A 21,376-nucleotide genomic window follows, 5' to 3' on the forward strand; every position below is an offset into this window, starting at 1 on the left:
ACCGGCGGCGCGTCCTCTCCAAGGTTCAGCGCGTGCCGTGTCGCTGCAGGAACTGGCGCAGTGCCACCCCCGTATGTGTGTCGGCCTTCAGCACGCCGGCCAGTGGCCCTTCGTAGACAACACGCCCGCCGGCATCGCCGCCTTCTGGCCCCATGTCGATCAGCCAGTCGGCCTCGGCCATGACATCCAGATCGTGCTCGATGACCAGCGCCGTGTTGCCGGCTTCGACCAGGCGGTGCAGCACCAGGATCAGCTTCGCCACGTCGGCCATGTGCAGGCCCACCGTGGGCTCATCCAGCACGTAGAGCGTGTGCGGGCTCTTGTACTTGGAGGCGCGCGCGGCCGGGTCCGTCTTCACCTTGGCAAGCTCGGTCACCAGCTTGATGCGCTGCGCCTCGCCGCCCGACAGCGTGGGTGAGGCCTGGCCCAGCGTGAGGTAGCCCAGACCCACGTCCTGCAGCAGCTTGAGCGGATGGCTGACCTTGGGATGCGCGGCAAAGAATTCCACCGCCTCGTCGACTTCCATCGCCAGCACTTCGGCAATGCTCTTGTCGCGCCAGGTGGCGGACAGCGTATCGGCATTGAAGCGGGCGCCGTTGCAGACCTCGCAGCGCACCTTCACATCCGGCAGGAAGTTCATCGCCACCGTCTGCACGCCAGCGCCCTCGCAGGCCGGGCAGCGGCCCTCGCCGGTGTTGAAGGAGAAGCGCGCGGCGGTCCAGCCGCGCAGCTTGGCGGTTTCGGTGTTGGCGAACAGCTTACGGATTTCGTCCCAGAAGCCGACATACGTCGCGGGGCAGGAGCGCGGCGTCTTGCCGATCGGCGTCTGGTCGACTTCGAGTACGCGACCGACAGGTTCCCAACCTTCGATTGCGCGGTAGGGCGGAACTCCGGAGGAGGTTCCGCCAGCCGTCGCTCGCGACGGCATTGGGGCTTTCGCTTTACGACCGGCGCCTGTCTTGGTGGCGGAACCTCCTTCGGAGTTCCGCCCTACGTCCACAACCAGCTTCTTCAGCGCGCTGTGCAGCACGTCGCGCGCCAGTGTCGACTTGCCCGAGCCGGAGACGCCGGTGACCACAGTCAGGCGGTTCAGCGGCACTTGCACCGACACGTCCTGCAGGTTGTGCAGCGAGGCGCCGGTCAGGCGGATCGCTTCGTCCTTGCGCGAGGGGGCGCTGCGCGTATGCAGCGGATGCTGCAGTGGTTCGCGCAGGCTCTTACCGGTGACGGATTCGGGCGCGGCAATCAGTTCGGCGGCCGTGCCTTGTGCGATGAGCTGGCCACCGCGCGTGCCGGCACCGGGGCCGAGATCCAGCACTTCGTCGGCGCGGCGGATGGTCTCTTCGTCGTGCTCGACCACCACCACCGTGTTGCCCTTCTCGCGCAATGCCGACAGCATGTCGAGCAGCACGCCGTTGTCGCGCGGGTGCAGGCCGATCGAGGGTTCGTCCAGCACGTAGCAGACGCCGCGCAGGTTGCTGCCGAGTTGCGCGGCCAGCCGGATGCGTTGCGCTTCGCCGCCCGATAGCGTGGGCGCGGCGCGGTCCAGCGCCAGGTAGCCGAGGCCCACATCGCGCAGGAAGGCGAGGCGGTGCTTCAACTCGGCCACGATGTCGCGGCCGATCTCGGCTTCGCGGCCACTCAACTGCAGATCGGCGATCCATTGCCCGAGGGCATTGACCGAGTGTTTGCTGTAGTCGGCGATGGAGTGCTCGCGGTAGCGCACCGCCAGTGCGGTCGGGTTCAGGCGCAGGCCGTCGCAGGCGCGGCAGGTGACTTCCTCCGTGTCTTCGTCATCGAGGCCGGCGAACTCCATCTCGGCCACGTCGACCTCGGGGTCCTTCATCCATTTCGGAATCTCGACGCCGGTGCCGCAGCAGCTCTCGCACCAGCCATGCTTGGAGTTGTACGAGAACAGGCGCGGGTCCAGCTCGGGGAAGCTGGTGCCGCAACTGGGGCAGGCACGCAGCGTGGAGAACACGGTGTCGCTGCCGTCCGGCGTGATCACGCGCACCACGCCCTTGCCGAACTGCAGGGCCGTGGCCAGTTTCTCGCGCAACTCGGCCTCGTTGTCGGCACGCACGTCCACATCCGCGACCGGCAGTTCGATGTTGTGTTCCTTGAAGCGGTCCAGGCGCGGCCAGGGCGACACCGGCAGGAACTCGCCATCCACGCGCAGGTGGGTGTAGCCCTTGCCTTTCGCCCACTTGGCGAGGTCGGTGTAGAGCCCCTTGCGATTGACCACCAGCGGGGCCAGTAGGCCGACGCGCTGCTGGCGATAGTCGCGCAGCATGCGGGCGGCGATGGCGTCCTGGCTCTGCGGTTCGATCGCGCAGCCGCAGTCCGGGCAGTGCTGCGTGCCCAGCTTCACGAACATCAGGCGCAGGAAGTGGTGCACCTCGGTCAGCGTGCCCACCGTGCTCTTGCGGCCGCCACGGCTGGTGCGTTGCTCGATGGCCACGGTCGGTGGAATGCCGTGGATCGCATCCACGTCGGGCTTGCTGGCCGGCTGCACGAACTGGCGTGCGTAGGCGTTCAGCGATTCGAGATAACGGCGCTGGCCTTCGGCGAACAGGATGTCAAAAGCCAGGGTCGATTTGCCGGAACCCGACACGCCCGTCACGACGGTGAACTTGTTGTGTGGGATGGAGAGCGAGATGTTCTTAAGGTTGTGCTCGCGGGCGTGGGTGATGGTCACTGCGTTGCCGTGGGGGGCGTATTGGGCGCGCGGCTCGGCCATATGTAGGGCGGAACTCCGGAGGAGCTTCCGCCGGTTTTCGTCGCCAGCGGGCCCGTCGGTATTGCGATCCTCTGGATCGCTGGCGGAACGCCCCTGTGGGGCTTCCGCCCTACGGGCATACTCTGCGAGTGCACGCCCGGTGTGCGAACGCGGTTCGGCGATCAGGGCCTCCACTGTGCCTTCGACGAGGATCTCGCCGCCACCGTCCCCCCCCTCGGGGCCGAGGTCGATCAGCCAGTCCGCGGCGCGCATGACATCCAGATTGTGTTCGACGACCAGCACGGTGTTGCCGGCGTCGACCAGCGCGCGCAGCGCACGCAGCAGCTTCTCGATATCACCGAAGTGCAGGCCCGTCGTCGGCTCGTCGAACAGGAACAGCGAACCCTGGGCTGCGTCATTCCCGCGCAGGCGGGAATCCAGCGACTTTGCCTTGCTCTTTGAAGACACTGGGTCCCCGCCTTCGCGGGGACGACGGGATTTGGCGCTCTTCGCCGCATATTCCGCGAGATGTCCGGCGAGCTTGAGGCGCTGCGCCTCGCCGCCCGACAGCGTCGGCACGGGCTGGCCCAGCGTGAGGTAATCGAGGCCGACGTCGACCAGCGGCTGGATCGCGCGCGTGAGTTCCTTGTCTCCGGCGAAGAAGTCCAGCGCGTCGATGCAGGTCAGCTCCAGCACGTCCGCGATGCTCTTGTCGTTCAGTTTGAGTTCCAGCACCTCGGGGCGGTAGCGCTTGCCGTCGCAATCCGGGCAGCGCAGATACACGTCGGACAGGAACTGCATTTCGACGTGCTCGAAGCCATTGCCGCCGCAGGTGGGGCAGCGCCCGTCGCCGGAGTTGAAGGAGAAGGTGCCGGCGGTGTAGCCGCGTTGTTCAGCCTCCGGCAGCGCCGCGTAGCGCTTGCGGATCACGTCGAAGGCGCCGACGTAGCTGGCCGGGTTGGAGCGCGTGGTCTTGCCGATGGCGCTCTGGTCCACCATCACCACGGCCTCGATCAAGTCGTCGCCGATGAGCTTGTCGAAGGCGCCGGGCGCTTCGGTGGCTTCGCCCTTGGTCTTCTTCAGCGCAGGCCACAGTACGTCGGAGATCAGCGTCGACTTGCCCGAACCGGAGACGCCGGTCACGCAGACGAGGCGGCCCAGCGGGATGGAAAGGTCGACCTGTTTGAGGTTGTTGGCCGTCGCGCCAAGCAGGCGCAGACGTGGCGTCTTCGCATCGACGCTCTGGCGCACCAGACCGGCGTCGACCTGGCGGTGGCCGCCGAGGAACTGGGCGGTGAGGGTATCGGTGCGCGCACGCAGCTCGTCCGGCGTGCCGTTGAACACGATGTTGCCGCCCGCCGCGCCCGGCCCGGGGCCGATGTCGATGATGCGGTCGGCATTGAGCATGACAGCCGGGTCGTGCTCGACCACCACCAGCGAGTTGCCCGCATCGCGCAGGCGGCGCATCACACCGTTGATGCGGTCGATATCACGCGGATGCAGACCGATGGAGGGCTCGTCGAGCACGAACAAGGTGTTGACCAGCGAGGTGCCCAGCGCGGTGGTGAGGTTGATGCGCTGCACCTCACCACCCGAGAGCGTGCGGCTCTGACGATCCAGGGTGAGATAGCCCAGCCCCACCTCGCACAGGTACGAGAGGCGGCCGCGGATCTCCTGCATGACCAGTTCGACCGCGTCGCCGGCACTCCCCTCAAGTGGCAGCGCATTGAAGAAGTCACGGGCTCGTTCGACGGGGAGACGCATGGCGTCGTGGATGGAAAGACCGGGCAGGGCTTGCAGCGCCTCGTCGGAGAGGCGCATGCCGCGTGGGCGGAAACGGCGGCGCAAGCTGCGTAGCCCGGATGCAGGCCGTAGGCCGGAATCCGGGGCACTTTTTGCGTCTGGGACGTCCCGGATTCCGCTTTGCTCCATCCAGGCTACGCCAAGGGCCGCGTCAGCGTCGATCTTCGTTCCCACGCGCCACAGCAGCGAGTCGGTCTTGAGCCGCGCGCCATCGCACATCGGGCAATCCGTGTAGGCCCGATAACGCGAGAGCAGCACGCGGATGTGCATCTTGTAGGCCTTGGTCTCCAGCCAGTCGAAGAAGCGTCGCACGCCATACCAGTACTTGGGCCAGGAACGCTCCCAGCTCTTGAACTCCGGCTCGCCTTCCATGACCCAATGACGATGTTCTGGTGGCAGGTCACGCCACGCGATGTCTGTCGCAATGCCGCGCAGCTTGGCCATTTTCATCATGTCGCGCTGGCATTCGTTGTAGCTCTCGGTCTGCCACGGTTTCACGGCGCCACCGGCCAGGGTCTTCGATTCGTCCGGCACGATCAGGCCGGGGTCGATGCCGATCACGCGACCGAAGCCGCGGCAGGTGTCGCAGGCCCCGACGGCCGAGTTGAAGGAGAAGTGCGAGGGTGTGGGCTCGGCGTAGTGGATGTCGCAGTCGGCACAGTGCAGGTCGGCGGAGAATTTCCATAGTGAGGCGTGAGGGGTGAGTGAGGCGTTTGCCCTCTCCCCCAGCCCCTCTCCCGCACGCGGGAGAGGGGAGCTAGTCAGCGCCTCCCCGCCTAGGTGCACCTCCATGCGGCCTTGTCCGAGACGCAGCGCACTTTCGATGGCTTCGCTGACGCGGCTGGTTTCGGTGTTGCCGAAACGGAAGCGGTCCACCGTCACCAGCAGGCGCTTGCCGTCTTCGGTGACGCGCGTGAAACCCTGGCGGTCGAGGTGGCCGCGCATTTCCTCGGCCGTGAAGTTGTCGGGGATGGCGAGCGGCGCGACGATGGCCAGGCGTGGATCATCAAACGCCGGGCAGCGCTGCGCGAGCGCGGCGAGGATGGTCTGCGGCGTGTCGCGTTCGACCTTGGTGCCACAACCCTTGCAGTAAAGGTGGCTGGCACGCGCGTAGAGCAGCTTCAGGTAGTCGGCCAGTTCGGTCATGGTGCCGACCGTGGAGCGCGAGGTGCGCACCTGGTTGCTCTGGTCGATGGCAATCGCTGGGGGCACGCCTTCGATGGCGTCGACCTGAGGCTTGTCCATGCGGTCGAGGAACTGCCGCGCGTAGGGCGAGAAGGTCTCGACGTAGCGGCGCTGCCCTTCGGCATAGAGCGTGTCGAAGACCAGTGAGCTCTTGCCCGAGCCGGAGGGGCCGGTCACCACGACCAGCTCACCGGTGGGGATGTCCAGCGACAGATTCTTGAGATTGTTCTGGCGCGCACCGCGGATGCGGATGCTGGGCTGGGTGTAAGGGTGAGGCTGGGACATGGGGGCGGACCGGGTAGCTTGCTGCGCAGCCCGCCATTGTCTCAGGACGATCCTTCACCTGCACGCTTGCTGCCAGGTGCTGTCAGCAGGGGCTGCGGTTTCCCTCAAGCTGACGACGTGCGAGGGAGCGCCTAGACTGGGTTCAGGATCACTCGCCCACCAGGAGGCTCGCATGGTGAATCTTCGGCACGCCCTGACCCACGCCCGCCGCGGCGACTGGGCCGCCGCCCACAACATGGTGCAGGACGACGACTCCATGCTGGGCGCATGGTTGCACGGCATCCTGCATGCGCAGGAGGGCGACCTGTCCAACGCGGAATACTGGTACCACCGCGCCCAGCGCAGCTTTGCCTCGCGCGGCGATCCGCAGGAAGAGCTGGAGCGCTTCGAATCGGAACTGCTGGATTGATTGAGCGAAAGGCTGCCTGGTCAATCCAAGTCGCTGGATTCCTGCGTTCGCAGGAATGACGGCAACAAAAAAGGAGCCTGAGAGCTCCTTTTTCATTCAGCATAATTTCGTGCAGAGGCCGTCGCGAGCGGGTCAAGGCTGACGGGAGAAGCGCAGCCGTACTGGAGTACGGCGAGCATCGCAGCGTCAGGATTGGCCCGCGCAGTAGGACTGTGCGCGGAATTATTTGACGCGGGCCTTGTATTCGTCGGTGCGCGTGTCGATTTCGATCTTGTCACCGATTTCGACGAAGGCCGGCACTTGCAGCTCGTAGCCGGTGGCCAGCTTGGCGGGCTTCATGACCTTGCCGGAGGTGTCGCCCTTCACGGCGGGCTCGGTGTAGACCACTTCGCGCACGACGCTGTTGGGCAGTTCCACCGAGATCGGCTTCTCGTTGTAGAACACGACTTCGCATTGCAGGCCGTCTTCCAGGTACTTCAGCGCATCGGCCATGTTGTCGGCTTCGATGTCGTACTGGTTGTACTCGGCGTCCATGAACACGTACATGGGATCGGCGAAGTAGGAGTAGGTCACTTCCTTGCGGTCGAGCTGGACGACTTCGAACTTGTCGTCGGCCTTGTAGACGGCTTCGGAACCGGCTTCGGTCAGCAGGTTCTTGAACTTCATCTTGACCACGGCGGCGTTGCGGCCGCCCTTGCTGTATTCGGCCTTCTGGACGACCAGCGCGTCAGCGCCAACCATCACCACGTTGCCGGCGCGGAGTTCTTGTGCGGTTTTCATCGGGGCACCCAATTAAGCGGCCCCATCGGGCCAGAGGTTTGCAAAGCCGGCTATTTTAGCAAGTCTTCGCAAAAAAACAGCAACTTGGAGGCGAGATCGCCGGGCCGGGCGACCTCGTCGGCCCAGTAAACCGCACGGGCCTTGAGTTCGGGCAAATGCTCCAGCACGGCCGGCCAATGCTCGCCGGCCGCCTTCTGCTGGTTCCAGGCCTGCCAGAAATCGTGCAGGGCCTGCGCGGCCTCACGGCCCAGGTCTGCGTTGAAGCGCCGCAGGAAGGCGTCGAGCTTGATGAGGTGGGCGCCGTCCTGCTGTACGTAGAGCTGCCACACGAAGGGCCGATGCGCCCAATGCGCGCGTACCAGGGAGTCCTCGCCACGCACGAAGTTGAGATCGCAGGCCCACAGCAGGCGGTCGTAGTCACTTTGTGGCAGGAAAGGCAGGATGGCGATGCGCAGGTGGCCGCGCTGCACGATGCTGCCAGGCGGCAGCGGGTCGATGCCGCTCCATGCACAGATGGCAGGCAGGGCCTTGCCTTGCGGCACGGCGCAGTAGATCGGCTTGTCGCCCCCGGCCCAGGCGTCGAGCAGGCCCGGAAGCGCATCGTTCACATAGCAGAACAGTGAGATGCGCAGCTCGTCGCCGGCGGGTGGTGGCACGCCGTACTCGGTCCAGAACGCTGTATGGGCCGAGGGCGAGCTCTGGAAGGCGCGGCGCCGCTTGTTCATGCCGCTCTCGCGGATCAGGCCGCCGGTGCGCGGCGTGAAGCCGGGGAAGAAGAAGTACTTGGTCAGGCCCAGTTGGGGGTGCGGTGAGGGCAGGCCGTGGCAGCCCTCGACCCAGTCCTCGGCGCTGAGGTATTCCAGGTTCAGCCACACCGGGGCGGGTGAGCACTGCGCCATGGCCTGCTGGTAGCTGGCCGGCGTCTCGCAGCCGAAGGCCTCGATCACCACGTCGGCCGGCACGGCCTGGGCCAGGGTGCTGTCGTTCCAGCGCCAGATCTCAATGCCGTCGATGGTCTGGCGATCGAGCAGCGGGATGGTTCGGCGCTCGATGCGCCCCATGGTGGACAGGTCGTCCACCCACAGGCGGATGGACAGGCTGTGTTCGCGCGCGAGCTGGCGCGCCAGGCGCCAACAGACGGCAACGTCGCCGAAATTGTCGATGACCGAACAGAAGATGTCCCAGCGGCGTGGCTGCATGAGCGAGAATTGTGCCCTCCAAGCCTCTTCGTGTCAGCCGGAAAATGGAAAAACGCAAAGCCGACGTGCCTGGACTGTTGTCCCGCCTGCCCTTGTTCAGCTCGGTGGAGCGCAGCGCGCTGGACGCGATCGCGGAGGATGTCAGCGAACACAAGCTGGCGCGCGGCGAGCGCCTGTTCCAGCAGGGCGATCCCTGCCGCGGCTTCTATGTGGTGGTGCACGGCCAGATCAAGCTGGGCGTGACGGCGCCCAACGGCAACGAAAAGGTGGTCGAGCTGATCCCGCCGCACATGAGCTTCGGCGAGGCGGTGATGTTTCTCGACCGCCCCTACCCGGTGTTCGCCGAGGCGCTGACCGAATCGCTGGTGCTGCACATCCCGCGTGCCCAGCTCGATGCGCTGCTGGACCGCACCCCTGGCCTGGCGCGGCGCATGCTGGCCGGGCTGTCGGTACGCCTGCATTCCCTGGTGAAGGACGTCGAGGCCTATTCGCTGCGCTCCTCGACCCAGCGTCTGATCGGCTACCTGCTGCGCAACGCGGACGAGAGCGGGGCGGCCGGCGTGGTGGAGGTGGAGTTGCCGACCAGCAAGCAGGTGTTGGCCTCGCGCCTGTCGGTGACGCCGGAGACCTTCTCGCGCATCCTCAACGCGCTGACCTCGGCCGGCCTGGTCGAGGTGCACGGCAAGCACATCCGCCTGCTCGATCTGGCGGGCCTGCGCGACTACGAGGCCTGAACCGCCGTCCCGGCCGGTCACGGGCGGCCGTGCACATGCCGGTGGCAGGCTGATGGTCTGTGAATAATCGTTAACCCATATAAACAGTATTCACCGCCTGCCGTTGATGCCTTGTGGCGCCCGTCCTCCGGGTCGCCGCTCCCCACAGAGGCATCACAATGAGAACGATCACGATCTTCCTGCTGTCCCTGATGGCAGCCGCGGGCGTGCGCGCGGCCGACCTGACCGTCATCCACAACAAGTCCGAACCCGAGTATTTCGTCGGCCTGCTGCGCGACGCGCTGGAGCACACCAAGGACATGGGCGGCTTCACGCTCAAGCCCTCCGAGACCACGCTGGCGGGCGCACGCCTGATCGACGAGATCGCCGACGACAGCGGCGCCATCCACATCATGACGCGCGGCTCCAACATCGACGAGGAGAAGCGTCTGCTGCCGATCCGCATTCCGCTGGATAAAGGATTGTTGGGTTATCGCGTGCTGCTGGTGCGCAAGCAGGATTTGCCGAAGTTCGCCGCCATCCAGAGCGTGGATGAGCTCAAGCAGTTGCGGATGGGGCAGGGCGCGACCTGGCCGGACACCAAGATCCTGGAGGCGGCCGGCTTCCGCATGGTCAAGGGCAGCTATTCGGCGGGCCTGACGCGCATGCTCAACGAGGAGCGCTTCGACATGTTCGCGCGCGCTTCCTGGGAGGCCGAGAACGATCTCAAGCGCAGCGCCGACATGCAGGACCTGGTGCTGGAGCCCAGCCTGGTGATCGTCTATCCCTATCCGCGCATCTTCATGGTCAGCCGCAAGGGCAACGGCCCGGCGTTGGCCGCACGCATCGAGACGGGGCTGCGCCGCATGATCGCCGATGGCAGCTTCGACAAACACTTCAACGGCTATTTCGGCCCCTTCATCGAGAAGACGAAGCTGCGTGAGCGGCGCGTGTTCGAGGTCGAGAACAAGCTGCTGTCGCCCGACACCCCGCTGGCCGACAAGAAGCTGTGGTTCGACATGTCCGCCGCTGCCACTTCGCCCGCCCCGCGCTGACCCAGATTCCGGAGAACAGGAAATGAACCTCAATACCCGCAGCATCAGCTTTCGCCTGAACCTGCTGTTCGTCGTGATCGTCACGCTGTTGCTCGCGCTGGGCGGCGTTTTCAACTACCTCAAGCTCACTGCGGACGCCGAGCGCGACCTGCAGGAGCAGGTGGCGGATGCCGCCGGCCGCATCGAGACCAACCTGTCGCAGCCCCTGTGGAACTTCGACAAGCCGGTCATGAGCAACATGCTGCAGGCCGAGGTGCGCTCGGAATACGCGATGGCGATCAGCATCGTCACGCCCAAGAACTGGACGCTGGCCATCGGCCGCGACAAGGACGGCAAGCCGGCCGAGCTGGAGGCCGCGCCGGCTGGCGATGGCCTGCTGCGCCACGAGGGCGAGATCGTCTACCGCGAGGGTGACAAGAGCCAGACCATCGGCAAGTACACGCTGTTCTACACCGATGCCAGCGTGAGTGCGGTGGCGCGCTCGGTGCTGCTGCGCCAGATCGTGCAGATCATCGTGCTGGACATCGCCCTGGTGTTCGCGCTGTCGATGGCGCTGCGGGCGGTGGTGATCCAGCCGCTGAACCGCATCCGCAATGCCTTGCGCGACATCGCCGAGGGCGAGGCCGACCTGACCCGCCGGCTGGACGCGCGCAGCGGCGACGAGTTCGCCGAGGTGGCCGATGGCTTCAACCGCTTCGTCTCGCGCATCCAGAGCGTGATCAAGGAGGTGGGTGGCAGCGTGGCCGAGCAGCTTTCCGCCTCGCGTGAGCTGACCGGCGCGGCCGAGCGGGTGAGCAGTTCCTCACGCGACCAGTCGGGCGCGGTGCAGGCCACGGCGGCGGCGATCGAGGAGATGTCGGTCAGCGTCAGCCACATCGCCGACAACACGCAGACGGTGGAGCAGGAGACGCGACATGCGGCCGCCACCGCCAGCGAGGGCGCCAGCGCGGCGCAGCGCGCGGCAGCGGAAATCGAGCAGATCGCCGACACCATCACCCAGCTCTCCAGCACCGTGTCGGCGCTGGCCCAGCGCTCCGACGAGATCGGCAGCATCGTCAACGTGATCAAGGACATCGCCGACCAGACCAACCTGCTGGCACTCAACGCGGCCATCGAGGCGGCGCGTGCCGGTGAGCAGGGACGCGGCTTCGCGGTGGTGGCTGACGAGGTGCGCAAGCTGGCCGAGCGCACCGCGATCGCCACCCAGGAGATCAACGGCAAGATCGAAGCGGTGCAGCGCGACACCTCGGAGGCGGTGGCCGGCATCGAATCGGCGCACACCAAGGTCGAGTCCGGTGTGCACAGCGCGCGCAGCGTGTCCGAGACCCTGCGCGCCATCGAGGCCCAGGCGCGCGAGACGGTGGGCCACATCGCCAGCATCGCCGCCTCGGTGAAGGAGCAGAGCGCGGCCAGCCAGAGCATCGCCAGCCATGTGGAGCGCATCTCGGTGGCGAGCGAGGAGAACCTGGCCGTGTCGGTGACGGCCGATCAGCTTTCCGGACGCCTGTCGCAGATTGCCGGCCAGCTTGACACCACGGTGCGTCGCTTCACCGTGTGAGGCCGTCCCCATCCCGCCGGCCAGCGCCTCCGGGGCGGCTGGCGGGGCCTGTCGTACCTTCCGTCACGGCTTGTCCGACGACGTTGGTGGTATGGAAGTTAAACGTTAACATTCCTGGATGACCGCCTTGCCTCCTCCGGCCCCACTGGGCTCGCGCATCAACCCGCAGATCTTCTCGCTCATCGCGGTTTCCCTGTTGGCCCACATCACCATGTCCGGCGGGCGCGTCACCGGCTCGCTGTTCGTGTTGCAGAACGGCCACTCACAGGCCATGGCGGGCATTTGCTACAGCCTGTTCTCGCTGTTCCCGGCCCTGTTGTCACTGCACATGGGACGCTGGATCGACCGCGTGGGCGTGCAGCGCGTCATGCGCATCAGCCTGTCCATCATGATCCTCGGGCTGGCCCTGCCCACGCTGTGGCCCAGCCTGCCGCTGGTGCTGCTGATGTCCGCCCTGGGCGGGCTGGGTTTCGGTACCTACATGTTGGCGGCCAATGTCTCGGTGTCCTACATGAAGCTCGCGCGCGAGTCGGACCGCGTCGGCATGCTGGCCTGGCTGCAGATGGGCAACTCGGTGTCGGCCGTCGCGGGCCCCTCGATGGTGGGCCTGGTGATCGACGGTTTCGGTTTCCGCTGGGCTTTCGCGCTGATGGCCAGCATGGTCGTGGCCAGCCTGATCGTCTCTTTCCGCGTATCCCTGCCGGAGTCGATGCCGCAATCCCGTGCCAAGGGCGAGGGCAGCGTCGTGCGCGAGGTGTTCGGCAATCCGCGCCTGCTGCGCATCTACCTGCTGGCGATGACGGTGTCCCTGTCCTGGGACGCCTTCGCGTTCATGGTGCCAGTGCTGGGCCATGAGCGTGGCTACTCGGCCACCACCATCGGCCTGGTGTTGTCGGCTTTCGCCTGCGGCACCTTCACCATCCGCGCGGCCTTGCCCTGGCTGTCGGTGCATGTGCCGGAATGGCGCCTGCTGAGTTTCGCCTTCGGCCTCACCGCCAGCGTCTTCCTGTTCCTGCCCTGGGCCGCCTACAGCCTGTTGTTGGCGGGGCTGGGCTTCGCCTTCGGCCTGGCGGCCGGAGTCGGCCAGCCGGCCATCCTGAACCTGATCTACCGTGCCATGCCGCCCGGGCGGCAGGGCGAAGGGGCGGGTTTGCGCGCCTCCATGGGCAACTGCATGGGGCTGACCGGGCCATCGGTATTTGGTGCGGTGTCGGCCTGGCTGGGCGCGATGCCGGTGTTCCTGGGCATCGCTGGGGTGATGGCGGTGGCCACCTGGCAGGCGCGTGTGGGCGGCCGCGTGGCGCGCGAGGCGGACTGATCCCTCGCATCCTGCAGTGTCCTGCTGGCTGTGCATCTCTGCTGTGCGCGGGATGGCGGCGATGCGCCGCGATGGCGCACGCATGGGCGCGAACCGATGCAGTGTCTGGCCGGCCGGGTTGCTGGACGGAGCGGGGCGGAATATGCGCGACACCTGGCTAGCCAGGAATGCCTTGTGCTTGGTGATGTGGGTCGTATGGTTTGTGTCTTGCCGCCAGCGCACTGTCGGTGATGTTGAAGGATGAACAGATGTTGAGCATGTTACGGGCCTACCTCGTGCCCACCCCACCGGCGGCCCCCGCGCAGGAAGCGCGCCGGGCCTTGGCCCCTGACGAGGCTAGCTCCCCTCACCGCCGGCGCGTGGCCGCCGACCCCTGGGCACGGCACATGGCGGAACAGGCACGGCGGCGCAACCGCGAGTGGCTCAGCCGCTACGGCCTGATCCTGACCAAGCGCTGGGCCGTGCTGGCCGGCCTGTTGTGGGGGCTGGCCCTGCCGCTCGCGAGCCATCCCTGGCTGCTGGCCCCGGCGGCCTTGCTGGCCGCCCTGGCCACGATCGGTAGCGTGCTGATGCTCTCGGTGTGGAGTGCCGCGCGCGTCGCAGTGCGCGGCTGAGGCAGCTTTTCGACGCTTGTCCCATTCGGGTAGCTTGCCCAGGATTGGACCTGGGCCACTACATCTAGTTGCGCGGCGTCAAAGCGGAACTACATATAGTGTCCGCCGTCTTGTCGCGTTCAGCGGCCCGGCGCTACAGTGCATGGCCTCGACGGTTCCCGGACCGGACGCGCCGGACAGCCCCATTGGTCCGGTGCTGTGCCCAGCCGGATCTTGCGGAATCTTCATCGAGCAGGTTTCCAGATAGAGCGATCACCCAGGGCAACTGCGTACGGATGCAGTTGCCCGGTGGCTGGTCGCGCCCTGTTCCCGTTTTGGAGAGAGAGTCCATGCTGAACGTCCTGAAGAGAGATGGCACCACGGCGTCCTTCGACATCCTGAAAGTCGCGGTGGCCTGCCAGAAGGCGGCCACTGCCGCCGGCATCGGCAACCCGAGCGCGGTGGCGCTGACGGTGGCGAGCGAGGTGGAGGCGCGCTGCCGCCGCCACGGGGACGAAGTGCTCGACATCCCGACCATCCAGCAGTACGTCGAAGACGCCTTGATGGGCTCCTACCCCGAGGTGGCGCGGATCTACATCGAGTATCGCCACGACCGCGACAACATTCGCGTCAAGGGCTCGGCCCTGCACGCCCAGTTGATGGGCCTGGTCGACAAGACCGACCAGGACGCGGTGACCGAGAACGCCAACAAGGATGCCAATGTCTTCCCGGTGATGCGTGACCTGATGGCCGGCATCGTCTCCAAGCAGTTCGCCAGCAACTTCCTGTCGAAGGAGGTGCTGACCGCCCACAACAGCGGCGACATCCACTTCCACGACCTGGACTACTCGCCCTTCCTGCCCTTCACCAACTGCTGCCTGGTCGATCTCAAGGGCATGCTGGCGCATGGTTTCCACCTCGGCAACGCCGGCATCGAGAGCCCGAAGTCGGTGGGTGTGGCCTGTGCGGTGACGGCGCAGATCATCGCCCAGGTGGCCAGCCACCAGTACGGCGGTACGACGATCCCGAACATCGACGAGACGCTCGCTCCTTACGTTCAGAAGACCTACGAGAAGAACCTGGAGATCGCGCGTCAGTACCGCATCCCGGAGCCGGAGCGCTATGCGCGCGAACGCACCGAGAAGGAAACCTACGACGGCATCCAGGCCTGTGAGTACGAGATCAACACGCTGTTCAGCTCGAACGGGCAGCAACCCTTCGTGACCTTCTCCTTCGGGATGGGGTCGAGCTGGCAGGCGCGTGCGGTGCAGAAGGCGATCCTGCAGGTGCGCATCAAGGGCATGGGCAAGGAGGGCATCACGCCGGTCTTCCCCAAGCTGGTGTTCTTCATCGAGGAAGGGCTCAACCTGCGGCCCGAAGACCCAAACTACGACATCAAGCAGCTCGCGCTCGAATGCGCCTCCAAGCGCATGTACCCGGACATCATCTCGGCCAAGCTCAACCGCCAGCTCACCGGCTCGTCGCGACCGGTGTCGCCGATGGGCTGCCGCAGCTTCCTGTCGGTGTGGCGTGATGAGCATGACCAGGAAGTGCTGGATGGCCGCAACAATCTCGGCGTGGTCAGCGTCAACCTGCCGCGCATCGCGATCGAGGCGCAGCAGGACCAGAAGCGTTTCTTCGAGATTCTCGATGCGCGTCTGGAGCTGGCCCACAAGGCGCTGATGACGCGCATCCGCCGTCTCGAAGGCGTGAAGGCGAACATCGCCCCGATCCTGTACACCGAGGGCGCCTTCGGTGTGCGCCTGAAGCCGGACGAGGACATCCTGACCTTGTTCAAGGATGGGCGCGCGTCCATCTCGCTGGGCTACATCGGCCTGCATGAAGTCGCGCTGCTGATGTCGGGCGGCGAGCATCCCTTCGACAACCCGGCGCTGCAGAGCTTCCTGCACAAGGTGGTGGCCTACCTGGGTGGCACGGTGCGGCGCTGGAAGGCCGAATCCGGCTGGGGCTTCTCGCTCTATTCCACGCCCAGCGAATCCCTGTGCCACCGCTTCTGCAAGCTGGATGCCGCGCGCTATGGCGAGATCGCGGGTGTGACCGACAAGGGCTACTACACCAACTCCTTCCACCTCGACGTGGCGCGCAAGGTCAATCCCTTCGAGAAGATCCAGTACGAGAAGGGCTTCGCGGACGCCGCCTCGGGCGGCCACATCACCTACGTCGAGCTGCCCAACATGCGCCACAACCTCAAGGCCCTGGAGCGCATCTGGGACTACGCTATCGAGCACGTGCCGTACTTCGGCACCAACACGCCGGTGGACTCCTGCGGCAAGTGCGGCTTCATGGGTGAGGCGCTGGCCACGGCGGAGGGCTTCACCTGCCCCGAGTGCGGCAACCACGACAGCGCCAGCCTCTCGGTCACGCGTCGCGTGTGCGGCTACCTCGGCAGCCCCAATGCGCGCCCCTTCAACGCGGGCAAGCAGAAGGAAGTGATCCGGCGCGTCAAGCACATGGCAGCACCGGCGCCCGAAGTCGCGCCGCGTGTGCAGGAGCCCGAACCGCAGGAAGCATGAATTACGACCGCTACTACACCTGCGACGTCGTCAACGGGGAAGGGCTGCGCGTCACGCTGTTCGTGACCGGCTGCGCGCATGCCTGCCCCGGCTGCTACAACAGCTCCACCTGGAACCGCCTTGCCGGCCAGGCCTTCACCGAGGAAGTCCGCGACCGCGTGCTGGACCTATGTGCGGACCACGATGGCCTGAGCCTGTCCGGCGGCGACCCGCTGCTGCCGGCCAATCGTGAGGCGGTGACCGACCTGTGCCGCCGCTTCAAGCAGCGCTACCCAGACAAGGACATCTGGATGTGGACGGGCTACCTGTATGAAGAGGTGCGCGATCTGCCCGTGCTGCGCGATGTCGATGTGCTGATCGACGGGCCCTACCTGCAGGAACGGCCGACCACCCAGCCCTGGCGCGGCTCGGACAACCAGCGCCTGATCCGCCTGGCGGAGTGGCGGCGGGATCGCTCCCAGGATTGCGGCCTCCTCGCCGCCCCCTGAACCCGGCCTGCTACTGCCAAGCCGCTGGGCCCCTGCTTGCGCAGGGGCGACGAAGCCGGGCCCGTCCGTCCCCTCGCCCCATTGGGGATGGGGGAGAGGGGGAACAAGCCCGGCTTGCCCGGCCACCACCGCTCCCGCGAAGGCTGGAAATCAGGCCAGCGTGGCGCGCAGCGTCTTGGCCGCGGCCACCATGTTGCTGAGTGCCGGGATCACCTCGTTCCACTGACGCGTCTTCAGGCCGCAGTCCGGATTGACCCACAGGCGTTCGGCCGGGATGCGCTCGGCAGCCTTCTGCATCAATTGCACGATGTGCGCCTCGCTCGGGATGTTGGGCGAGTGGATGTCGTAGACGCCGGGGCCGATCTCGTTCGGATACTTGAAGTTGTCGAAGGCGTCGAGCAATTCCATGTCGGAGCGCGATGTCTCGATGGTGATGACATCGGCATCCATCTCGGCGATCGACGCGATGATGTCATTGAACTCCGAGTAACACATGTGGGTGTGGATCTGCGTCTCGTCGGCGACACCGTTGGCCGTGATGCGGAAACACTCCACCGCCCAATCCAGGTATTCGCGCCATTGGGCGCGGCGCAGGGGCAAGCCCTCGCGCAGTGCGGCCTCGTCGATCTGGATCACGCTGACACCGGCGCGCTCCAGGTCCAGCACCTCTTCGCGGATCGCCAGCGCAAGCTGCCGGCACGACACGGCACGCGGCTGATCGTCGCGCACGAAAGACCAGTTCAGGATCGTCACCGGCCCGGTGAGCATGCCCTTCATCGGTTTGGCCGTCAGTGACTGGGCGTACTGGATCCATTCGACGGTCATGGCCTGAGGCCGACTGATGTCGCCGAACAGGATGGGCGGCTTCACGCAGCGCGAGCCATAGGACTGCACCCAGCCGAACTGGCTGAAGGCATAGCCGTCCAGCTGCTCGCCGAAGTATTCGACCATGTCGTTGCGCTCGGCCTCGCCATGCACGAACACGTCCAGCCCCAGTGCCTCCTGCTCGCGCACGCTACGGGCGATTTCAGCCTGCATGGCGCTGCGGTAGCCGGCATCGTCGATCTCACCGGCCTTGAACCGGCTGCGTGCAGCGCGAATCTCGGCCGTCTGCGGGAAGGAGCCGATGGTGGTGGTCGGGAAGGGCGGCAGCTTGAGCCGCGCGGCCTGCTTGCGCGCGCGTTCCGCATAGGGGCTCTGGCGCTCGCCCAGACGCGCATCCACCTTGGCCAGCGCGGCTTTCACCGCCGGGTTGTGTACCCGGGGCGACTGGCGCCGGGCGGCGCAGGCTGCGCGATTGGCCTCCAGCACGTTGTGCACCGACGCGCGACCGTGGTTCAGCGCGGTGGCCAGGGTCGTCAGTTCCGCCAGCTTCTGCTTGGCAAAGGCCAGCCAGGATTTGATCTCGTCATCGAGCGCCTGCTCGCTGCCCAGGTCGACCGGCACATGCAGCAGCGAGCAGGAGGGCGCGATCCACAGACGCTCGCCCAGGCGCTCCGCCACTGGCTGCAGCCAGTCGAGCACCGCGTCCAGATCGGTCTTCCAGATGTTGCGGCCGTTGATGACGCCCAGCGACAGCACCTTGTGGCTGGCCAGGTAGTTCAGCGCGGGTTGTACCTCATCGCGGGCATTCACCGCATCCAGGTGGAAACCGGCCGTGGGCAGCTTGATCGCCCATTCCAGGTTCTCGCGCAACTGGCCGAAGTAGGTCGCCAGCAGCAGCTTGACGCGGCAGGTCTTGAGCGCGTGGTAGGCGATGCTGAAGGCATGCTTCCACTCGGCATCCAGCTCGGTCGCCAGAATCGGCTCGTCGATCTGCACCCATTCCACGCCTTGCTCGGCCAGCACGTTGAGCAGCTCGGCATACACCGGCAGCAACTGTGGCAGCAGGGCCAGCTTGTCGGAATCGTCCTTCGCCTTGCCGATGGCCAGATAGGTCAGCGGGCCGATGATCACCGGCTTGGCTTGCGTGCTGCCACCGAGCCCCTGGGTGCGTGCCTCGCCCAGCTCTGTCAGCAGGCGGGTGGCATCCAGCTTGAAACGGGTGTGTGCGGAGAACTCGGGGACGATGTAGTGGTAGTTCGTATCGAACCACTTGGTCATCTCACCCGCGGCCACGCCACCGCAGCATTGGGCATGCATGTCGGCAGCCTGTGCGGAGCGACCGCGTGCGACGCGGAAGTAGTTGTCCAGCGCATCGCCGTGAAAGCCGCGCACGCGCTCGGGCAGATTGCCCAGGGTGAAGCTCATGTCGAGCACCTGGTCGTAGAACGAGAAATCGCCGACGGGAATGAGATCCAGCGCGGCCTGGTCCTGCCAGTGCTGCTGACGCAGACGGGAGCCCACGGCGCGCAGTGCCTCGCGCGTGGATTGCCCCTTCCAGTAAGACTCCAGTGCGAACTTCAGCTCGCGTTTTGCGCCAATGCGCGGAAAGCCCAGGTTGTGTGTGATTGCCATGATCGTTGCCAGATGAGGGAGGAAAGTGGCAGGATCGTAAAATCATCAATCCATGAATAAAAATGGTATTTCTTCATCAATCAATGAACGGTGTTCACGTGTATGGCGACGCTTGAGCGCATTCATCTGGCCATCCTGCGCGAGGTGGATCGCCAGGGCTCCCTGACAGCGGCGGCCGACAAACTGCACCTCACGCAGTCCGCGCTGAGCCATGCCATGCGCAAGCTCGAAGACCAGCTCGGCGTGGCCGTCTGGTTGCGCGAAGGGCGAAGCCTGCGCCCCACCCAGGCGGGCGAATACCTCCTGGCCGTGGCGCAGCGTCTGTTGCCTCAACTGGAGCTGGCCGAAACGCGTCTGCACCAGTTCGCCCAGGGCGAGCGGGGTAGCCTGCGCATCGGCATGGAGTGTCACCCTTGCTACCAGTGGCTGCTCAAGATCGTGTCGCCCTACCTCGCGGCCTGGCCGGACGTGGATGTCGATGTGAAGCAGAAATTCCAGTTCGGTGGCATCGGTGCCCTGTTCGGGCATGAGATCGACATGCTGGTCACGCCTGATCCCTTGTACAAGAGCGGCCTCGTCTTCGAGCCGGTGTTCGACTACGAACAGGTGCTCGTCGTGGGGCCCCGGCATCCCTTGCGGCATGCCGAATGGGTGGCGCCGCAGCAGCTCTCGGACGAGGTGCTGATCACTTACCCGGTCGCCATCGACCGGCTGGACGTCTACACCCAGTTCCTCACCCCAGCCGGTATTGCGCCCCGCCGGCACAAACCCATCGAGACCACCGATATCATGCTGCAGATGGTGGCCAGCGGCCGGGGGGTCGCCGCCCTGCCGCGCTGGCTGGTGGAGGAGTACGCCCCCAAGCTGGACGTCACCCCCGTGCGCCTCGGCAAGCGTGGCGTACCGAAACAGATCTTCCTGGGCATCCGCGAGGCGGATGCCGACGTCGACTACGTACGCGCCTTCATGGAACAGGCACGCGCGCACCGACTCAACCCCCATTCTGAGACCTGATCCATGCTCCTGCGTGACCCCATCCATGGCGACATCGAACTGAGTCGTGAAGAGTCGGCCTTGCTCGATCTGCCTGTCATGCAACGGCTGCGTGGCATCAAGCAACTGGGTACGGCCTATCTCGTCTATCCGGGCGCGCTGCACACGCGCTTCGATCACGCCATCGGCGTCTGTGCGGTCGCCCATCGCATCCTCGATGGTCTGCGCCGCAGCGGCCATGTCATCAGCGACGAGCAGGAGGCGGCGATTGGCGCCGCCGCCCTGCTGCATGACATTACCCACGTGCCCTTCGGCCATACCCTGGAGGACGAACGACGCCTTTTCGCACGCCACGACAAGGGCTCGCGCCTGTCGCACTTCCTGGCCGGCGAACTGGGCGAGGCGCTGGCGGCGCAGGGCCTGCGTGAAATCGTCGCCGGCTTGCTCGGTGCGGGGCCGCTGATCTCACCGCGCTGGATGCAGGATATCGTGTCCGGCGCCATCGACGCCGACCTGCTCGACTACCTGCGCCGCGACAGCTTCTTTGCCGGACTTTCTCATGACTATGACGACCGCATCTTCCGTGCCTTCGCCCTGGCACAGGATCGCCTGGTGGTGCGCCTCGTCAAGCACGGCATGGACCGCCCGGACGCGCGCTCCGAGATCATCCGCGTGCTGCGCCTGCGCTACTTCCTGACCGAGCGTGTCTACTACCACCACACCAAGGTCGTCGCCGGCGCCATGATCTCCAAGGCGGTGGAACTGGCTCTCGATCACGGCGCATTGCAGGAGGACGACCTGCTGGTGCTGAACGACTGGACGCTGCTCGACCGACTCCAGCACAGCAAGGTGCCTGGTGCGACAGCATTGGCCACACGCGTGCAGCAGCGCGCACTGCTCAAGCGTGGCTATGTGGTGTCCGCGAGCGTATCGGCCGGCCTGCGGGCAGAGTGGGTGGCGCGTTATCACGAGTCACGCAGCGCGCGTGCGCAAGCCGAGCGTGAGATCGCGAAAGCACTGGGCCTGCCCTTCGAGGAGGTGATCCTCTACTGCCCGGCGCTGACCGTCATGAAAGAGGCCGCTGTCCCGGTGGAGAACAGCCGCGGCCTTGCACATCTGAATGATCCGCAGGACATCGCCTTCAACGAGATCCAGGCACTTCAGGAGCGCTACGCCAGCCTCTGGCGCTTCTATGTCTTCGTGCCGCGCGAGGTGGCCGACAAGGCTGGGCAGGTCTGCCGCGAGAAGTTCGGCCTGGACACCGAACACCTTTGATGCCACGCGCAG

14 protein-coding genes are annotated in these 21,376 nt (G+C 65.9%); 10 read left to right on the top strand and 4 right to left on the bottom strand.

Annotated features, from left to right (window positions below):
* Positions 1–25 precede the first annotated feature (25 nt).
* Positions 26–5,992 (bottom strand): excinuclease ABC subunit UvrA, encoded by a 5,967-nt coding sequence (locus NMB43_RS04200; RefSeq protein WP_494350905.1) that lies wholly within the window; start codon positions 5,990–5,992, stop codon positions 26–28.
* A 172-nt stretch (positions 5,993–6,164) separates the two neighbouring features.
* Here NMB43_RS04200 and NMB43_RS04205 point away from each other — a divergent pair, with 172 nt between their 5' ends.
* Positions 6,165–6,401, top strand: coding sequence for a hypothetical protein (locus NMB43_RS04205; protein ID WP_494350906.1), 237 nt, complete (start codon positions 6,165–6,167; stop codon positions 6,399–6,401).
* A 222-nt stretch (positions 6,402–6,623) separates the two neighbouring features.
* Here NMB43_RS04205 and efp read toward each other — a convergent pair whose 3' ends face one another.
* On the bottom strand, positions 6,624–7,181 hold the full coding sequence (gene efp / locus NMB43_RS04210) for an elongation factor P (protein WP_494350907.1): 558 nt from the start codon (positions 7,179–7,181) through the stop codon (positions 6,624–6,626).
* Positions 7,182–7,231: 50 nt separating this feature from the next.
* The gene (earP, locus tag NMB43_RS04215; protein ID WP_494350908.1) at positions 7,232–8,380 is read right to left on the bottom strand and encodes an elongation factor P maturation arginine rhamnosyltransferase EarP; all 1,149 of its coding nucleotides are present in this window, start codon (positions 8,378–8,380) and stop codon (positions 7,232–7,234) included.
* A gap of 44 nt (positions 8,381–8,424) precedes the next feature.
* Here earP and NMB43_RS04220 point away from each other — a divergent pair, with 44 nt between their 5' ends.
* The 7 genes from NMB43_RS04220 (at position 8,425) to nrdG (ending at position 16,639) form a co-directional block, all read left to right on the top strand.
* Entirely contained in the window at positions 8,425–9,114 is a 690-nt protein-coding gene (locus NMB43_RS04220) for a Crp/Fnr family transcriptional regulator (protein WP_494350909.1), read from the top strand.
* Positions 9,115–9,272: 158 nt separating this feature from the next.
* Positions 9,273–10,148 (top strand): hypothetical protein, encoded by an 876-nt coding sequence (locus NMB43_RS04225; protein ID WP_494350910.1) that lies wholly within the window; start codon positions 9,273–9,275, stop codon positions 10,146–10,148.
* Positions 10,149–10,170: 22 nt separating this feature from the next.
* Positions 10,171–11,706 (top strand): methyl-accepting chemotaxis protein, encoded by a 1,536-nt coding sequence (locus NMB43_RS04230; RefSeq protein ID WP_494350911.1) that lies wholly within the window; start codon positions 10,171–10,173, stop codon positions 11,704–11,706.
* Positions 11,707–11,833: 127 nt separating this feature from the next.
* Positions 11,834–13,024 (top strand): MFS transporter, encoded by a 1,191-nt coding sequence (locus NMB43_RS04235; RefSeq protein ID WP_494350912.1) that lies wholly within the window; start codon positions 11,834–11,836, stop codon positions 13,022–13,024.
* A 248-nt stretch (positions 13,025–13,272) separates the two neighbouring features.
* Positions 13,273–13,638, top strand: a complete 366-nt coding sequence (locus NMB43_RS04240; protein ID WP_494350913.1) for a hypothetical protein — start codon at positions 13,273–13,275, stop codon at positions 13,636–13,638.
* Positions 13,639–13,967: 329 nt separating this feature from the next.
* Positions 13,968–16,151 (top strand): anaerobic ribonucleoside-triphosphate reductase, encoded by a 2,184-nt coding sequence (nrdD, locus tag NMB43_RS04245; protein WP_494350914.1) that lies wholly within the window; start codon positions 13,968–13,970, stop codon positions 16,149–16,151.
* A complete protein-coding gene (gene nrdG, locus NMB43_RS04250; RefSeq protein ID WP_494350915.1) occupies positions 16,148–16,639 on the top strand; it encodes an anaerobic ribonucleoside-triphosphate reductase activating protein in 492 nt (163 codons plus the stop codon). The genes nrdD and nrdG overlap by 4 nt, the downstream gene beginning before the upstream one ends.
* A 150-nt stretch (positions 16,640–16,789) precedes the next feature.
* Here nrdG and metE read toward each other — a convergent pair whose 3' ends face one another.
* A complete protein-coding gene (gene metE / locus NMB43_RS04255) occupies positions 16,790–19,096 on the bottom strand; it encodes a 5-methyltetrahydropteroyltriglutamate--homocysteine S-methyltransferase (RefSeq protein WP_494350916.1) in 2,307 nt (768 codons plus the stop codon).
* Between the two features lie 102 nt (positions 19,097–19,198).
* On the opposite strand from metE, the gene NMB43_RS04260 reads away from it, so the two are divergent.
* Together NMB43_RS04260 and NMB43_RS04265 are read left to right on the top strand one after the other, a co-directional pair.
* Positions 19,199–20,110 carry a LysR family transcriptional regulator gene (locus NMB43_RS04260; RefSeq protein ID WP_494350917.1) on the top strand — a complete coding sequence of 304 codons (912 nt, stop codon included), beginning with the start codon at positions 19,199–19,201 and terminating at the stop codon, positions 20,108–20,110.
* Between the two features lie 3 nt (positions 20,111–20,113).
* Entirely contained in the window at positions 20,114–21,364 is a 1,251-nt protein-coding gene (locus tag NMB43_RS04265) for an HD domain-containing protein (protein ID WP_494350918.1), read from the top strand.
* Positions 21,365–21,376 lie beyond the last annotated feature (12 nt).

The organism is Uliginosibacterium sangjuense (assembly GCF_059132465.1).

What these genes read in the sequence shown, in the direction of transcription:
- NMB43_RS04200 (WP_494350905.1), bottom strand. Translation starts at nt 5,992, where the DNA reads ATGTCCCAGCCTCACCCTTACACCCAGCCCAGCATCCGCATCCGCGGT.
- NMB43_RS04205 (WP_494350906.1), top strand. Translation starts at nt 6,165, where the DNA reads ATGGTGAATCTTCGGCACGCCCTGACCCACGCCCGCCGCGGCGACTGG.
- efp (WP_494350907.1), bottom strand. Translation starts at nt 7,181, where the DNA reads ATGAAAACCGCACAAGAACTCCGCGCCGGCAACGTGGTGATGGTTGGC.
- earP (WP_494350908.1), bottom strand. Translation starts at nt 8,380, where the DNA reads ATGCAGCCACGCCGCTGGGACATCTTCTGTTCGGTCATCGACAATTTC.
- NMB43_RS04220 (WP_494350909.1), top strand. Translation starts at nt 8,425, where the DNA reads ATGGAAAAACGCAAAGCCGACGTGCCTGGACTGTTGTCCCGCCTGCCC.
- NMB43_RS04225 (WP_494350910.1), top strand. Translation starts at nt 9,273, where the DNA reads ATGAGAACGATCACGATCTTCCTGCTGTCCCTGATGGCAGCCGCGGGC.
- NMB43_RS04230 (WP_494350911.1), top strand. Translation starts at nt 10,171, where the DNA reads ATGAACCTCAATACCCGCAGCATCAGCTTTCGCCTGAACCTGCTGTTC.
- NMB43_RS04240 (WP_494350913.1), top strand. Translation starts at nt 13,273, where the DNA reads ATGTTGAGCATGTTACGGGCCTACCTCGTGCCCACCCCACCGGCGGCC.
- nrdD (WP_494350914.1), top strand. Translation starts at nt 13,968, where the DNA reads ATGCTGAACGTCCTGAAGAGAGATGGCACCACGGCGTCCTTCGACATC.
- nrdG (WP_494350915.1), top strand. Translation starts at nt 16,148, where the DNA reads ATGAATTACGACCGCTACTACACCTGCGACGTCGTCAACGGGGAAGGG.
- metE (WP_494350916.1), bottom strand. Translation starts at nt 19,096, where the DNA reads ATGGCAATCACACACAACCTGGGCTTTCCGCGCATTGGCGCAAAACGC.
- NMB43_RS04260 (WP_494350917.1), top strand. Translation starts at nt 19,199, where the DNA reads ATGGCGACGCTTGAGCGCATTCATCTGGCCATCCTGCGCGAGGTGGAT.
- NMB43_RS04265 (WP_494350918.1), top strand. Translation starts at nt 20,114, where the DNA reads ATGCTCCTGCGTGACCCCATCCATGGCGACATCGAACTGAGTCGTGAA.